At 58.3% G+C, this 14,697-nt stretch carries 15 protein-coding genes; 3 read left to right on the top strand and 12 right to left on the bottom strand.

The window, feature by feature from the left end; genetic code table 11:
- Nucleotides 1–235: 235 nt before the first annotated feature.
- Together NTD81_RS01725 and NTD81_RS21380 are read right to left on the bottom strand one after the other, a co-directional pair.
- The gene (locus tag NTD81_RS01725) at nucleotides 236–1,000 is read right to left on the bottom strand and encodes a class I SAM-dependent DNA methyltransferase (RefSeq protein WP_262178788.1); all 765 of its coding nucleotides are present in this window, start codon (nucleotides 998–1,000) and stop codon (nucleotides 236–238) included.
- Nucleotides 1,001–1,237: 237 nt separating this feature from the next.
- Nucleotides 1,238–1,369, bottom strand: a complete 132-nt coding sequence (locus tag NTD81_RS21380; RefSeq protein WP_410017101.1) for a GNAT family N-acetyltransferase — start codon at nucleotides 1,367–1,369, stop codon at nucleotides 1,238–1,240.
- Nucleotides 1,370–1,911: 542 nt separating this feature from the next.
- Between NTD81_RS21380 and mutS the strand changes: the two genes are divergently transcribed.
- Both mutS and fdxA read left to right on the top strand, forming a co-directional pair.
- Nucleotides 1,912–4,491, top strand: a complete 2,580-nt coding sequence (gene mutS / locus NTD81_RS01720) for a DNA mismatch repair protein MutS (protein ID WP_262178786.1) — start codon at nucleotides 1,912–1,914, stop codon at nucleotides 4,489–4,491.
- Nucleotides 4,492–4,629: 138 nt separating this feature from the next.
- On the top strand, nucleotides 4,630–4,953 hold the full coding sequence (fdxA, locus tag NTD81_RS01715; RefSeq protein ID WP_262178783.1) for a ferredoxin FdxA: 324 nt from the start codon (nucleotides 4,630–4,632) through the stop codon (nucleotides 4,951–4,953).
- Nucleotides 4,954–5,387: 434 nt separating this feature from the next.
- Here fdxA and rpoS read toward each other — a convergent pair whose 3' ends face one another.
- The 8 genes from rpoS to NTD81_RS01675 all read right to left on the bottom strand — a co-directional run bounded on the left by rpoS (nucleotide 5,388) and on the right by NTD81_RS01675 (nucleotide 12,578).
- Nucleotides 5,388–6,392, bottom strand: coding sequence for an RNA polymerase sigma factor RpoS (rpoS, locus tag NTD81_RS01710; RefSeq protein ID WP_262178781.1), 1,005 nt, complete (start codon nucleotides 6,390–6,392; stop codon nucleotides 5,388–5,390).
- Between the two features lie 99 nt (nucleotides 6,393–6,491).
- Nucleotides 6,492–7,340: a peptidoglycan DD-metalloendopeptidase family protein gene (locus NTD81_RS01705; RefSeq protein WP_262178779.1), complete on the bottom strand. Its 849-nt coding sequence runs from the start codon at nucleotides 7,338–7,340 to the stop codon at nucleotides 6,492–6,494.
- Between the two features lie 192 nt (nucleotides 7,341–7,532).
- A complete protein-coding gene (locus NTD81_RS01700; protein WP_262178777.1) occupies nucleotides 7,533–8,168 on the bottom strand; it encodes a protein-L-isoaspartate(D-aspartate) O-methyltransferase in 636 nt (211 codons plus the stop codon).
- A 41-nt stretch (nucleotides 8,169–8,209) separates the two neighbouring features.
- Nucleotides 8,210–8,959 carry a 5'/3'-nucleotidase SurE gene (surE, locus tag NTD81_RS01695; RefSeq protein ID WP_262178774.1) on the bottom strand — a complete coding sequence of 250 codons (750 nt, stop codon included), beginning with the start codon at nucleotides 8,957–8,959 and terminating at the stop codon, nucleotides 8,210–8,212.
- Nucleotides 8,947–10,005, bottom strand: coding sequence for a tRNA pseudouridine(13) synthase TruD (truD, locus tag NTD81_RS01690; protein ID WP_262178772.1), 1,059 nt, complete (start codon nucleotides 10,003–10,005; stop codon nucleotides 8,947–8,949). The genes surE and truD overlap by 13 nt, the downstream gene beginning before the upstream one ends.
- Nucleotides 10,002–10,475, bottom strand: coding sequence for a 2-C-methyl-D-erythritol 2,4-cyclodiphosphate synthase (gene ispF, locus NTD81_RS01685; protein WP_262178770.1), 474 nt, complete (start codon nucleotides 10,473–10,475; stop codon nucleotides 10,002–10,004). Before ispF ends, truD begins: the two co-directional genes overlap by 4 nt.
- A 90-nt stretch (nucleotides 10,476–10,565) precedes the next feature.
- Nucleotides 10,566–11,411: an S-formylglutathione hydrolase gene (gene fghA / locus NTD81_RS01680; RefSeq protein WP_262178768.1), complete on the bottom strand. Its 846-nt coding sequence runs from the start codon at nucleotides 11,409–11,411 to the stop codon at nucleotides 10,566–10,568.
- A 54-nt stretch (nucleotides 11,412–11,465) separates the two neighbouring features.
- Complete coding sequence (locus tag NTD81_RS01675; RefSeq protein WP_262178766.1) at nucleotides 11,466–12,578, bottom strand: S-(hydroxymethyl)glutathione dehydrogenase/class III alcohol dehydrogenase; 1,113 nt, start codon at nucleotides 12,576–12,578, stop codon at nucleotides 11,466–11,468.
- Between the two features lie 121 nt (nucleotides 12,579–12,699).
- On the opposite strand from NTD81_RS01675, the gene NTD81_RS01670 reads away from it, so the two are divergent.
- Complete coding sequence (locus tag NTD81_RS01670) at nucleotides 12,700–13,587, top strand: LysR substrate-binding domain-containing protein (protein WP_262178763.1); 888 nt, start codon at nucleotides 12,700–12,702, stop codon at nucleotides 13,585–13,587.
- 15 nt (nucleotides 13,588–13,602) lie between these two features.
- Here NTD81_RS01670 and ispD read toward each other — a convergent pair whose 3' ends face one another.
- Both ispD and ftsB read right to left on the bottom strand, forming a co-directional pair.
- The gene (gene ispD / locus NTD81_RS01665; RefSeq protein ID WP_262179799.1) at nucleotides 13,603–14,307 is read right to left on the bottom strand and encodes a 2-C-methyl-D-erythritol 4-phosphate cytidylyltransferase; all 705 of its coding nucleotides are present in this window, start codon (nucleotides 14,305–14,307) and stop codon (nucleotides 13,603–13,605) included.
- On the bottom strand, nucleotides 14,307–14,585 hold the full coding sequence (gene ftsB / locus NTD81_RS01660) for a cell division protein FtsB (protein ID WP_262178762.1): 279 nt from the start codon (nucleotides 14,583–14,585) through the stop codon (nucleotides 14,307–14,309). Before ftsB ends, ispD begins: the two co-directional genes overlap by 1 nt.
- Nucleotides 14,586–14,697: the final 112 nt, after the last annotated feature.

Genomic DNA, 14,697 nt, shown 5'->3' with positions numbered 1-14,697 from the left:
TGGCCGCCCATAACCGTCGCACCAGCCCAACAGCCAAAGCCAGATTTATAAGCATGGCGCTGGCAAATAGCGTGGCTAGTTTCATGCATGCAACGGTGGAGGGATGAAGCGCCCTCCACCCTACGGGCCGCACGCTCTCGCGTCGGGTGGACAACGCGAAGCTTGTCCACCGCTGGCAAGCCATAACGGTAGATTGGTTAAGCCCCCTCCGATCCGGCAAGCCCTGGGGGTTTGGTTAAATCACCGTGGCCGGCACATCGACTTTTACGCAAGCGAACAACGCGTTGCCGCTGCGGGTATTCCACGGCACCAGTTTTTGGTAGTCGTGTTCCAGCACATGCACCTCAAAATACGGCTGCAGCAGCGCCTGCAATTCGGCGAAGCTCACCGCCACCATGGGGTGCTCGTCGTGCCACACCTGGGTGGCATCGGCCAAGGTGCGTTCGATACGCAGGCGCAGGGTTTGTTGCTCGCCAGTGCCTGCGTAATGCCAGCCGGAGCTGAAGCTAAACAGGTCGGCGCCATGCTGGGCGTTGTGGGAGGCAAATAGGGCGTTGTCGATTTGCTGTTTATCCACCGCGTTAAAGCAAAACACCCCGCCTGGCGCCAGAGCTGCATGCACGCTGGCGATGCATTCCTTGAGCCGCGCAATGCTGGCGCTGTAGTGGATGGAATAGAGGAAACAGGTAATCAGATCCTGCGGCTCGCCCACGCTAAAGCCACACATATCCTGCTGGGAGAACTGCGCCTCAGGGCAGCGCAACGCGGCCTTGTCGAGCATCGGTTGGTTAATATCAAGGCCGGCGCTCTGGTAACCGCCATCAATAAAGTGGCGCACGTGCGGGCCCGTGCCGCAGGCCAGATCCAAATGGCGCTTACCACCGTTGCCAAACAGCTGCTGCAAACGCTGCACACAATGGCTTTGCGCGGGGTAGTCGATATCCGCGCACATCAGATCGTAGTAACCCGACAAATCGGTATAGAGGGCGTTGCCGGGCATGGAGGGCTGATCACAGGAAGGTCTAAGGGCGCGCATCATAACTCAACCTAAGCCAGCCACAGCCCATGCACTGCAATGATGAGAGGCAATCGCTGCATCCTCCGGTTGAGCGAGCCAAGCCAGTGAGTCGGACCTACTCCTCACTCAGCCACTGCATAGTTTGCAGTTGGATATGGGGATGGCTATCCAACGGCTCCGATTCGTTGATAAACACAAAACCTTGGCGACTATAGAAACTCACCGCACGGGCGTGTTGGGAGCCACCTGCAAATGCACCTCACGATGACCCTGTTGCAGCACGCGGACCTTCACCGCCATCACCAATTGCGTGGCCACACCGCGGCCATGCAACGACGGCGCCAGCCACATGGCGATCAGTTAACAGAGCCCGCGCTGCTCACCCCCCCATCAAACCAAGCGCCTGCGCTAAACCAAAGGCCGGGTCTGAGGCAGCTTGCGCCAGCGCCTGCCAGCTTTCGTCAGGTGGCGTTTGCTAGCTCACGGCAAAGGTCTTAGGCGCATCGAGCAACGCCGCCAACCGCAGCTGTTTGAGTTTCTGCCAATCAATGGACGCGCCCAGCGCATACCCATATAGACCTCCCCATGGCGTGCACAACGGCCAACCTAACACTCGCAGGCGGTTACTTGAGGTGCGCACGCCCCTATGCGTAAAGCGGTCTGACGTCTGCGCAAAACCTAACCGGTTCAATCCATCGCACAGCCCTGCCAAAGACCTGCTGATTCGGATGGGCCGTGATACCCTTGCGACCATCTCGAAATAGGGATGGCAGCAGCGTTAAAGCCGTCAATTGGCAGAACACTGCACGGGCTAAAAGCTCCCAACCGCGCCAATCCACCGCGCACCACCATCCCTGCAAGCCCACATACTCGAAGACATTGCTAACTATCTGATGACTAGCGCAGCCCAAGATCTCTCCAGCCACACCCCGATGATGCAACAATATTGGCGATTGAAGAATCAGCACCCCGATCAGCTGATGTTCTACCGCATGGGCGACTTCTACGAGATTTTCTACGAAGACGCGAAACGGGCTGCCAAGTTGCTGGATATCACCCTGACCGCTCGTGGTCAGTCGGCCGGCCAGGCGATCCCCATGTGCGGCATCCCCTATCATGCTGCCGAAGGATATTTGGCCAAACTGGTCAAGCTCGGCGAGTCGGTGGTGATCTGCGAGCAAATCGGCGACCCGGCTACCAGTAAAGGCCCGGTCGAACGCCAAGTGGTGCGCATCATCACCCCCGGCACGGTGAGCGATGAGGCGCTGCTGGATGAGCGCCGCGACAACCTGCTGGCCGCCGTACTGGGCGACGAACGCCTGTTTGGTCTGGCCGTGCTGGACATCACCAGCGGGCGCTTTAGCGTGCTGGAGATCAAAGGCTGGGAGAATCTGCTGGCGGAGCTGGAGCGTTTAAATCCGGTTGAGCTGCTGATTCCCGATGATTGGCCACAAGGCCTGCCCGCCGAGAAACGCCGCGGCGTGCGACGCCGTGCCCCCTGGGACTTTGAGCGCGACAGCGCGCACAAGAGCCTCTGTCAGCAATTTGCGACTCAAGACCTCAAAGGCTTTGGCTGTGAAAACCTGACCCTGGCCATCGGCGCTGCTGGCTGCCTGCTGGCCTATGCCAAAGAAACCCAGCGCACCGCCCTGCCCCATCTGCGCAGCCTGCGCCATGAGCGCCTGGACGACACAGTGATCCTCGACGGCGCCAGCCGCCGTAACCTGGAACTGGACATCAATCTCGCCGGGGGCCGCGACAACACCCTGCAATCGGTGGTCGATCGCTGCCAGACCGCCATGGGCAGCCGCCTGCTCAGCCGCTGGCTAAACCGTCCACTGCGTGATCGCAGCATCCTCGAGGCGCGTCAGGCATCGATCGGCTGCCTGCTCGAACGCTATCGCTTTGAGACGCTGCAGCCGCAGTTGAAAGAAATCGGCGACCTGGAGCGCATCCTCGCCCGTATCGGCCTGCGTAACGCCCGCCCACGGGACTTGGCGCGCCTGCGCGATGCCTTAGCCGCCCTGCCGACCTTGCAGATGGCCATGGCTAATCTGGAGGCACCGCACCTCAATGAGCTGGCCAGCAGCGTCAGCACCTATCCAGAACTGGCTGAACTGCTGGCCCGCGCCATTATCGATAACCCGCCGGCCGTGATCCGCGACGGCGGCGTGCTGAAAACCGGTTACGACGCCGAGCTGGATGAGCTGCAATCGCTCAGCGAAAACGCCGGCCAATACCTGATGGACTTGGAAGCACGGGAAAAAGCCCGCACGGGCCTCGCCAACCTCAAGGTCGGTTACAACCGCGTGCACGGCTACTTTATCGAGCTGCCGAGCAAGCAGGCCGAGTCCGCGCCAGCGGATTACATCCGCCGCCAGACCCTCAAGGGCGCCGAGCGTTTTATCACCCCCGAGCTTAAAGAGTTTGAAGACAAAGCCCTGTCGGCCAAGAGCCGCGCTTTGGCCCGGGAAAAAATGCTCTACGACGAGCTGCTCGAACAACTGATTAGCCATCTAGGCCCGCTGCAAGACAGCGCCAGCGCCCTGGCCGAGCTGGACGTACTGAGCAACCTGAGTGAGCGCGCACTGAATCTGGATCTGAACTGCCCGCGTTTTGTCGATGAGCCGTGCATGCGCATCGATCAAGGTCGCCACCCGGTGGTTGAACAAGTGCTGACCACGCCCTTTGTCGCCAATGACCTGGACCTGCACGATGACAAGCGCATGCTGATCATCACCGGGCCGAACATGGGCGGTAAATCCACGTACATGCGCCAGACCGCCCTGATCGTGCTGCTGGCCCATATCGGCAGCTACGTGCCAGCCAAGGCCTGCGAGCTGTCGCTGGTGGATCGCATCTTTACCCGCATCGGCTCCAGCGATGACCTGGCCGGTGGCCGCTCGACCTTTATGGTGGAAATGAGCGAAACCGCCAATATCCTGCACAACGCCACCGAGCGCAGCTTGGTGCTGATGGATGAAGTGGGACGCGGCACCAGCACCTTCGACGGCCTGTCGCTGGCTTGGGCGGCCGCTGAGCAACTGGCCAAGCTGCGCGCTTACACCCTGTTCGCCACCCACTATTTTGAGCTGACCGTGCTGCCGGAGAGCCAACCGCTGGTGGCCAACGTGCACCTCAATGCCACTGAGCACAACGAGCGTATCGTCTTCCTTCACCACGTGCTGCCTGGTCCTGCCAGCCAGAGCTATGGCTTGGCCGTGGCGCAACTGGCGGGTGTGCCCAATGAAGTGATCCTACGTGCCCGTGAGCACCTAGCGCGCCTGGAGACCACTAGCCTGCCCCACGAACAACCGGCTAAAACCACGGGCGGGCAGCCTAAGCCCATGCAAAACGATTTGTTTGCCAGCCTGCCTCACCCCTTGGTTGAGGAGCTGCAAAAGCTCAATCCTGACGACATCACTCCACGCAAAGCCCTGGAGCTGTTATATACATGGAAAACTCGCTTCTAACGTTATTGCGCACAAGCTGATAGAATCTCGCGCATTTTTACCATTGCCCGACTTACAGCCTGAGCCGTGGCCACAACATATCAGCCTGCTAAACCCTCGCAGAACGGGGCAGGCTGGCGCCCGAGGAGAGATTCAGAAATGACCTTCGTCGTTACCGACAACTGCGTCAAATGCAAATACACCGACTGTGTGGAAGTTTGCCCGGTGGACTGCTTCTACGAAGGCCCGAACTTCCTGGTCATCCACCCGGACGAGTGCATCGACTGCGCCCTGTGCGAGCCAGAGTGCCCTGCTCAAGCAATCTTCTCGGAAGATGAAGTGCCGGACGGCCAACAGGAGTACATCGAGCTCAACGCTGAACTGGCAGAAATCTGGCCAAACATCACCGAGCGCAAAGACTCGCTGTCGGACGCCGAAGAGTGGGATGGCGTCAAAGACAAGCTGCAATACATCGAGCGCTAATCAGCGCCCAATAAAAAACCCGCCTAGTGCGGGTTTTTTGCTTTCTGGCGGGAGCTTTTTTACAGGCAAAAAAAAGGGGCGGTTTAACCCGCCCACTCTTTTGTCCCTATTCCCTTGTTTCCCTATTCATCGTCCTGATGAATCGCGTCCTGCGATGTCCTAGCTGTCTTCCTGACTGCCTGTGCTTATCCGTAAGCACAGTTGCGATATTAATGATTAGTTCGAGCTGAACAAGGGGCAAAAAATGCCTACCTGAGAATAATTCTTGCCCTACAATTAACAATAAACCTTTATAAATCATAGATTTATAATATTTATCGTGGCTATACACAACGACTAAAAGGCTTATGACCTACAGCCTTTGTAGGAAATCACTTACAAGGTCAGATATGAAAAAACCCGGCTAGCGCCGGGTTTTGGTTTGCCACTGGATCTCACTGAAACAGTGAGTCGCTCGACAGGCCGTTCTTCTCCAAGATTTCCCGGAGGCGCTTAAGCGCTTCAACTTGGATTTGCCGTACGCGCTCACGCGTCAGGCCGATCTCCTGGCCCACCTCTTCCAAGGTGCAGCTCTCATGGCCACGCAGGCCAAAACGGCGTATGACCACCTCACGCTGCTTCTCAGTGAGATCGCCTAGCCATTGATCGATGCTTTGTGAGAGGTCATCGTCTTGCAGAAGTTCACAAGGATCGGTCGGACGGTCGTCTGTGAGGGTATCCAACAGGGTTTTATCGGAATCCTGCCCCAGCACCACATCCACCGAAGTCACCCGCTCATTCAAGCCAAGCATGCGTTTAACTTCGCAGACTGGTTTTTCCAACAAGGCCGCGATTTCTTCAGGAGAGGGTTCGTGATCCAGCTTTTGCGTCAGCTCGCGGGCTGCACGCAGATAGACGTTAAGCTCTTTGACCACGTGAATCGGCAGACGGATAGTGCGGGTCTGATTCATGATCGCCCGCTCAATGGTCTGGCGAATCCACCAGGTTGCGTAGGTCGAGAAACGGAAACCCCGCTCAGGGTCAAACTTCTCAACCGCACGAATCAAACCAAGGTTGCCCTCTTCGATTAAGTCCAGCAGGGACAGGCCACGATTGACGTAACGCCGGGCGATTTTCACCACCAGGCGCAGGTTACTTTCGATCATGCGTTTGCGGCCCGCCGGATCACCCTTCTGCGCCAAACGCGCGAAGAACACTTCTTCTTCCGGGGTTAATAGAGGGGAAAAGCCGATCTCATTGAGATACAGCTGAGTAGCATCCAGCGCACGCGTGTAATCAATATATTTGTGCTGTTTGCTATTAGTAGCGGAAGTCTTGCCTTTAACACTGCGCGCTGGCCGTTTAGGCTCGTCTTCTTCGTCTAAGAGAATGGCAGGCTCCATCAGGAGCACTTCATCATCGACGTCAAACTCCGGCACTTCATTTGTATTGAGAGCCATTATTTTTATCCCTTGCTGAGTTCGACAGCAAGCCCAGTGCCCCAACCCTTGGTGGCAATGAGCCTGTCCTTACTATGCGTGGGACAGGCGAGCGTAAGATCAGCGTCGTGGCAGGTATTGCAGGGGATCTACAGGCTTTCCTTGGCGGCGTACTTCAAAATGCAGCTTTACCCGGTCGGTTCCTGTTGAGCCCATCTCAGCAATTCGCTGTCCGGCTTTGACCTTTTGCCCCTCCTGGACCAGTAACCTACGGTTGTGTCCGTAGGCGCTCACATAAGTATCGCTGTGTTTAATGATGACCAATTCGCCGTAGCCCCTTAGGCCGCTACCGGCGTAAACCACGGCCCCATCTGACGCAGCTAAAACAGGCTGGCCCAATTCTCCGGCTATATCAATGCCTTTATTCAAACTACCGTTTGAAGAAAACACCCCTATAACCTGTCCGTTTGTAGGCCAAATCCAACCTGAAGAAGAGCGCTGAGAAGCCGGTAAAGCGGTAATTGGTTGCGCGGGTTTAGCTTGAGTTGGAACTGCCGTCACAACCTGCTTGCTGGAAACCTTCGTGCTAGAGCTGTTCGGTGTTTGGCTCGGCGCAGCAGCAACAACTGTAGAACGATTTGTTTGCTGCCCATCGAACCTGATCAGTTGGCCAACTTTGATCACATAGGGAGGAGCGATATTGTTGCGAACGGCGAGCGCTTTCCAATCCCAACCGAAACGAAATGCAATGGAATAAAGAGTATCGCCCCGAGCAACTCGGTACTGACCACTGGTAACGGGTTGTCTTTTTTGCACTTGGGATTTGCTGGCGCCGGTGCGATCGACGACTTTTACGCCACCGGCAGGGGAGCTGGTGCAGCCGTTAAGCAGCACACACAGAATTAAACCACTCAACAAGCAACGAGCTTTGCTGGCGCGAATTGGCAAGTGAATGGCTGTAAAACTCACTCAAAACTCCCTTGGTCAATCTAACTAAACTTTTGTCAGGCATTGTGCCGTAATTAACGGCTTACAGCAGTGTTTATAGCCACGACTACTAAAGCTGTCGCCTACCCAGCCATTGACTGGGTCAACTGAACGCTCAAGGCCAGCGGCGCGTTTTCTACACTGTAGCTGGTGCAAACGAGAGACCACTCGCACTTAAGCCAATGGCCCATTTAGCAGGGGCACGAAACGCACCGCATCCAAGACATGCCGTGAGAATCCATGCTCTTCGCGCACAATCAGCATGAGCTCTTGTACGTCGCCGGCGCCCACCGGGATCACCAGACGCCCGCCCAGAGCCAATTGATCCAGTAAAGCTTGCGGCACGTTGGCCGCAGCAGCCGTAACGATAATGCCGTTATACGGACCTAAAGCATTCCAGCCTTCCCAGCCATCCCCCCAGCGGAACACCACGTTGCGCAAGTTAAGGTGGGTCAGGCGCTGCTTGGCTTTATCTTGCAGGCTCTGGATACGCTCGACGGTGAACACGCGTTCCACCAACTGCGCCAGAATCGCGGTTTGGTAACCCGAGCCGGTGCCGATCTCCATGACCTTATCCAACGGCCCGGCCGCCAGCAGCAACTCGCTCATTTTGGCGACCATATAAGGTTGCGAGATGGTCTGGTTGTTGCCAATCGGCAATGCGGTGTCTTCATAGGCGCGGTGGGCCAAGGCTTCGTCGACAAACAAGTGCCGGGGCGTGCGCCGCATCACCTCAAGCACTTGAGCGTTGCTCAGGCCTTCTTCATATAAGCGCTGAATCAAGCGCTCACGAGTGCGCTGCGACGTCATGCCGATTCCGCGACGGTGTAGTTCTTCCTGTTCTTGACGTATCACCGCAAAGCCTCCAGCCACGGTTGCAACCTATTAAGACCGTCCTGATAGGTCCGGTCTAACTGCAAAGGTGTAATCGATACATAGCCTTGCATAACCGCATGAAAGTCCGTGCCTGGGCTTGCGTCTTCCGCATCGCCAGCCACAGAGATCCAATAACCTTCTTTACCCCGCGGGTTAACCACTTTCACCGGCGCGGCAGCGCGGGCACGGTGGCCCAAACGCGTTAATTTGATGCCGCGAATATGCTCCAACGGCAGATTGGGGATATTGACGTTGAGCACTGTTCGCGGTGGTAAATCCAGTTGCTCATGGGCCGCCACTAACAGACGGGCAAAGTAAGCCGCCGTCGGCAGGTTATCTGGCTGGCGGGAGAGCAACGAGAAGGCGAACGCCGGACGCTCCAAGAAGCGCCCCTCTAGAGCGGCCCCCACCGTACCGGAATACAGCACGTCATCACCGAGATTGGCGCCCAGGTTGATCCCTGACACCACCATATCGGCGCAGTGCGGCAGCAAACCGTTGAGGCCCAAATGCACGCAGTCAGTGGGTGTGCCATTGAGGCTGATATAGCCGTTGGGCAAAGTCGTGGCGTGCAACGGCCGATCCAGCGTCAGCGCACTGCTGACCCCGCTTCTGTCCTGATCGGGGGCAATCACCGTGCACTGCGCATAGTCAGCCAGCGCTTGATGCAGCGCTGCCAAACCTGGCGCCGCCACGCCATCATCGTTGGAAATTAGAATACGCATGGGTTGTCCGTTGGCCCTGCCGGCAGCAGATCGACGAGCTCGCGCACCAGCACAGTGGCGAAGCATCCAGCCGGCAGTACAAATTCCAGTTGCAGAATGTCTAACCCGGGATAATGCCATGCCAAGCGCTCAATGGGGAGGCGCAAGATCCTCCGTTCATGACTCATCTGCGCTTGTGCTAACCAATTCACCAGTTGCGCTTCCTGCTCGGCCAGCTTTTGCTCAAGTTGTTGGGCAAAACCACTGGCAGTGGACTGCCCCTCCCCCCACAGCGGACCGGTGGGGTGCAGATCCAACGCGGCTAAGCGCGGGTCGCTGCACTCGGCCTCAGCAGCCGGGAAAAAACTGCGACTGTCGGTGAAGGCCAGCAAATCGCCCGGCATCGCCTGCTGCCAATTACCGGCGGCGACACGCTGAGCCAAAATCTGATTGAACAAATAGCTGCGCGCGGCCGACAGCACCCGCGAACGCACGTTGCGCTTCTCCGGCAGGCTGTTGTTGGCCGCAAAGTGGCGGGCATGGGCGACGTTGCCGCCTTCAAAACCGAAGCGCTGCAGGCCGTAATAGTTCGGCACACCTTGGGCTTTAATCTGCTGTAAGCGTTGCTCAAGCACCTCGCGCTCAGCCTTAAGCCCGGTCAGGCGCAAGGTAAAGCCGTTGGCCGCATGGGCCCCGCGTTGCAGCTTACGGCTATGACGCTGCTGCTTGAGGATACGCAGGCTGGCGTCCTCGGCAGCAGTTAAATCCGGATCGACTTTGCCCGGCAAGTGCAGGCTGAACCACTGTCGGGTCAGGGCTTGGCGATCTTTGAGGCCGGCATAGCTGATCAGCCGCAGCGGCACCCCAGCGGCGCGGGCGATGCGCTTAGCCGCCTCTTCGGTGTTGAGCTCGCGCTTCTCCACCCACAGCCACAAGTGCTCGCCCTCACCGGCCAGCGGAATATCCAGCACTTCGTCGACTTGGAAGTCTTCCGCGACGGCCTTTAATACCGCTGTGCCACAGGGCGCGCCGTAAGCACGCGGGCCAAGCAACTCCAACTCGGTCATCGAGCCACCAGCAATGCCACAGCGTGCACCGCAATGCCTTCTTCACGACCGGTAAAGCCCAGCTTCTCCGTGGTGGTGGCTTTGACGTTGACCTGATCCAGCGCCACTTGCAGATCTTCGGCGATCCGCCCGCGCATCGTGTCGATATGCGGCGCCATTTTCGGCGCTTGGGCGACGATGGTGGCGTCGACATTGCCCACCTGCCAGCCCTTAGCCTGTAGCAGGCCGACGACATGACGCAGCAGCACGCGGCTGTCGGCGCCCTTAAAGGTCGGATCAGTGTCAGGGAAGTGTTTGCCGATATCGCCTAAAGCGGCCGCGCCCAGCAAGGCATCGGCCAAGGCGTGCAACAGCACATCGCCATCGGAATGGGCCAACAAGCCAAACTTATGGGGAATTTGCACACCACCGAGGGTGACAAAACTGCCCTCGGTGAAGCGGTGCACGTCGTAGCCGTGGCCAATACGCATAAAAATCAACGCCCTGAAAAAATCTAAGGGCTGATTCTACATGCTCCGGGCAGTTAGCTGGCGAACCGAACATCATTCGCCAGCGATCATTCAGGCTAACAGCGCTTTGGCATGATGACGCAAGTGGTCATCAATAAAGCTGGCGATGAAGTAATAGCTATGGTCGTAGCCGGCCTGCAGACGCAGTTCCAGTGGGTGCCCTACCGCTTGTGCAGCGGCTTTGAGCGCCTCTGGCTTAAGCTGGCCCGCAAGGAAATCGTCGCGATCACCTTGGTCGACCAAAATCGGCAAGCGTTCCTCGGCCTGAGCCAGCAGCGCGCAGGCATCCCACTCACGCCAGCGCGAACGGTCTTCGCCCAGATACAGACTGAAGGCCTTCTCGCCCCACGGGCAGTTGATCGGATTGCTGATCGGCGCAAAGGCCGACACCGACTGATAACGCCCCGGATTACGCAGGGCGCAGATCAAGGCGCCATGGCCGCCCATGGAGTGGCCGCTGATGCCGCGTTTGCCAGACACTGGGAAGTTGGCTTCGATCAGCCCGGGCAGCTCCTGCACCACGTAGTCATACATGCGGTAATGGCGCGCCCATGGCTGCTCGGTAGCGTTGACATAAAAGCCGGCGCCCAGGCCGAAGTCCCAAGCTTTATTGGCATCGTCCGGCACCTCTTCGCCACGGGGGCTGGTATCGGGGGCGACGATGATGATGCCCAGCTCAGCGGCCAGCTTATGCGCACCGGCCTTTTGCATAAAATTTTCATCGGTGCAGGTCAGGCCGCTGAGCCAGTACAGCACCGGCAGCTTGCCGCCCTGCTCGGCTTGCGGCGGCAGGTACACGGCAAACACCATGTCGCAGCCCAACACCGCAGAGCGGTGACGGTAGCGTTTATGCCAGCCGCCGGCGCTCTTTTGGCAGGAGATATTTTCCAAGCTCATACAAGCTCCTTGCCCCTGGCAGGCCCCGCCGGTTAGACGCGGCCCGCCGCGGGATTAGAAATGGATCACGGTGCGAATGCTTTTGCCTTCGTGCATCAGATCAAAGGCTTCGTTGATCTGCTCCAAGCCCATGGTGTGGGTGATAAAGGTGTCCAGCGGGATTTCGCCCTTCTGCGCCTTTTCCACATAGCTCGGCAGCTCGGTCCGGCCTTTTACGCCACCGAAAGCCGACCCGCGCCAAACGCGCCCGGTGACCAACTGAAACGGCCGGGTGCTGATCTCTTGGCCAGCCGCCGCCACGCCGATAATCACCGACTCACCCCAGCCTTTGTGCGCGCACTCAAGGGCAGCACGCATCAGTTGCACGTTGCCGACGCACTCGAAGCTGTAGTCCACGCCGCCGTCGGTCATATCGACTATGACTTCCTGGATCGGCTTGGCGAAATCTTTCGGGTTGATGAAGTCAGTGGCGCCCAGCTCGCGGGCCACATCGAATTTACTTGGGTTGATATCGATGGCGATGATGCGCGAGGCCTTGGCCATCTTGGCGCCGATAATCGCCGCCAGACCGATCCCGCCCAAGCCGAAGATAGCCACGGTGGCGCCCTCTTCGACTTTCGCGGTGTTGAGCACGGCACCGATGCCGGTGGTAACGCCGCAGCCGAGCAGGCACACCTTCTCCAGCGGCGCCTCTTTAGGAATCACCGCCAGCGATACTTCCGGCAGCACGGTGTACTCGGAGAAGGTCGAGCAGCCCATGTAGTGATAGATCGGCTGGCCGTTGTAGCTAAAGCGGCTGGTGCCATCAGGCATCAGACCTTTGCCTTGGGTGGCGCGTACCGAGCTACACAGGTTGGTTTTGCCCGACTTGCAGAACTTGCACTCACGGCATTCGGCCGTGTACAGCGGGATCACATGGTCGCCGACCTTGACCGAGGTCACGCCCTCACCCACCGCCTCAACAATGCCACCGCCTTCGTGGCCAAGGATAGACGGGAACACGCCTTCGGAATCCGCGCCGGACAGGGTGTAAGCGTCGGTGTGGCACACGCCGGTGGCGACAATACGTACTAACACTTCGCCCGCTTTTGGCGGCGCCACATCCACTTCAACAATTTGCAGTGGCTCGTTGGGGGCAAAGGCTACAGCAGCACGGGATTTGATCATGATGGTTCTCGTATGGATTAAGCCTGCCGGCAGTTTAGTTGAGCGGTTTTGATAAACAATCCGCGAAAAATCAAAACATTATTGCTATATAGGGATAATAAAACCCTTAAGAGCCTATTACATGAGTAGCTGGGAAGGATTGGACGAATTTGTCGCTGTGGCCGAGTGCGGGCAATTCAGTGCCGCGGCGGTGCGACTGAATCTGTCGTCATCACAAGTCAGCCGGCAAATCGCCCGTTTGGAAGAACGCCTGCAAACCCGTTTGTTTTATCGCAGCACCCGCCGCGTGGCGCTGACCGAGGCCGGGCAGACCTTTTTGCAGCACTGCCAACGCTTACAAGATGCTCGCGAAGAGGCCCTGCGTGCCGTCGGCGATCTCAGCAGCGAGCCGAAGGGCCTGCTGCGCCTGACCTGCGCAGTGGCCTATGGCGAACGTTTTATCGTGCCGCTGGTGACCGACTTTATGCTGCTGCACCCGCAATTACGCGTGGATATCGAACTCAGTAACCGCACCCTCGACTTGCTGCACGAGGGCCTGGATATGGCCATCCGCCTGGGTCGCCTGCAAGACTCACGCTTGGTCGCCACCCGTATCGCCCCCAGACAGATGTACCTGTGCGCCGCTCCGGCTTATTTACAACGCTACGGCCGGCCCCACAGTCTGTCGGAGTTAAGCCGGCATAACTGCTTAATAGGCAGCAGCGATAGTTGGAGTTTTAAGGCCGAAGGCCGCGATCACAGCGTGCGGGTCCAGGGCAATTGGCGCTGCAACAGCGGTCAGGCGGTGCTGGAGGCCGCGCTGAAAGGTGTGGGCCTGTGTCAGCTGCCGGACTATTACGTGCTGGAGCACTTGCGCAGTGGCGCGCTGGTTTCCCTATTAGACAATCAGCAGCCGCCAGATACCGCCGTGTGGGCGCTGTATCCACAGCAGCGGCATCTGTCGCCCAAGGTGCGCCAGTTAGTCGATTTTCTTAAACAGGGTCTGGCCCAGCGCAGCGAGTACGTCTAGGCCGCAACAGCGACCTTAGCGGTTCTGCCACAGCCGGCTAAGGCTGAGAAGGTCTTCGGGGCGGGTGACTTTCAGATTATCGCTGCGCCCTTCGATCAGGCGCGGTGCGTGGCCGGCCCATTCCATCGCCGAGGCTTCGTCGGTGACGTTGACCCCAGCGATCAAGGCATCCGCCATGGCCCGCTGCAATTCACCCAAGCGAAACATCTGCGGGGTAAACGCCTGCCAAATGGCCGCGCGATCCACCGTGGCTTCCACCCGCCCGTCCTTGCCAGCACGCTTTAAGGTGTCGCGCGCGGGGACCGCGAGCAGCCCCCCCACGGCATCGTCGGCCAGCTGTTCGAGCAGGTTATCCAGATCATCGCGGGATAAATTTGGCCGCGCGGCGTCATGCACCAGCACCCAGTCCTGATCCTGCGCGCCCAGCTCGCTTAAGCGCATCAGACCGCTAAGCACTGAGTCGGCGCGCTCGCTGCCACCATCGGCGCGCTGAATACGTGAATCGCCGGCACAGGCCAAGCGCGGCCAGTACGGATCATCCACCGCTAAGCTGACCACCAACGCGCGCAGTTGCGGGTGCGCCAGAAAGCACTCAAGGGTGTGTTCGATAATGGTTTTGCCAGCCACTTGCAGGTACTGCTTGGGCCGGTCGGCGCGCATCCGGCTGCCGATGCCAGCAGCGGGTAACAACGCCCAGAAATGAGGTAATTGCACGGGGATTATTCAGTCAACTGATAGAGGGTTTCGCCCTCTTTAAGCATGCCCAGCTCATGGCGGGCGCGCTCTTCCACGGTTTCCATACCGCTTTTCAGCTCCAGTACTTCCGCTTCGAGAATCCGGTTGCGCTCTTGCAGCTGCTGGTTTTCACCTTGCTGATCAGCGATCTGCTGTTGCAGATCACTCACTTGCGCCAGGCTACCGTCCCCCACCCACAGGCGATATTGCAGGCCAGCCAATAGCAACAGCAGGATGAGAAAGACCCAGTTAGGACTACGCATAGCAACAAAGGATTCCGAATAAACAAAGGGGCGACTTGCGCCGCCCCTCTTTTACCATGCCTTGGCCCGTCACTGAACAACTGGCAGACAAAGACCCGGTACGGTGATTTAG

The sequence above is a fragment of the Pseudomonas sp. 5P_3.1_Bac2 genome, assembly GCF_025465995.1.
GTDB lineage: Bacteria > Pseudomonadota > Gammaproteobacteria > Pseudomonadales > Pseudomonadaceae > Aquipseudomonas.
The sequence above is the reverse complement of the archived record's forward strand: the minus strand, read 5'-3'. Positions and strand labels throughout refer to the sequence as shown.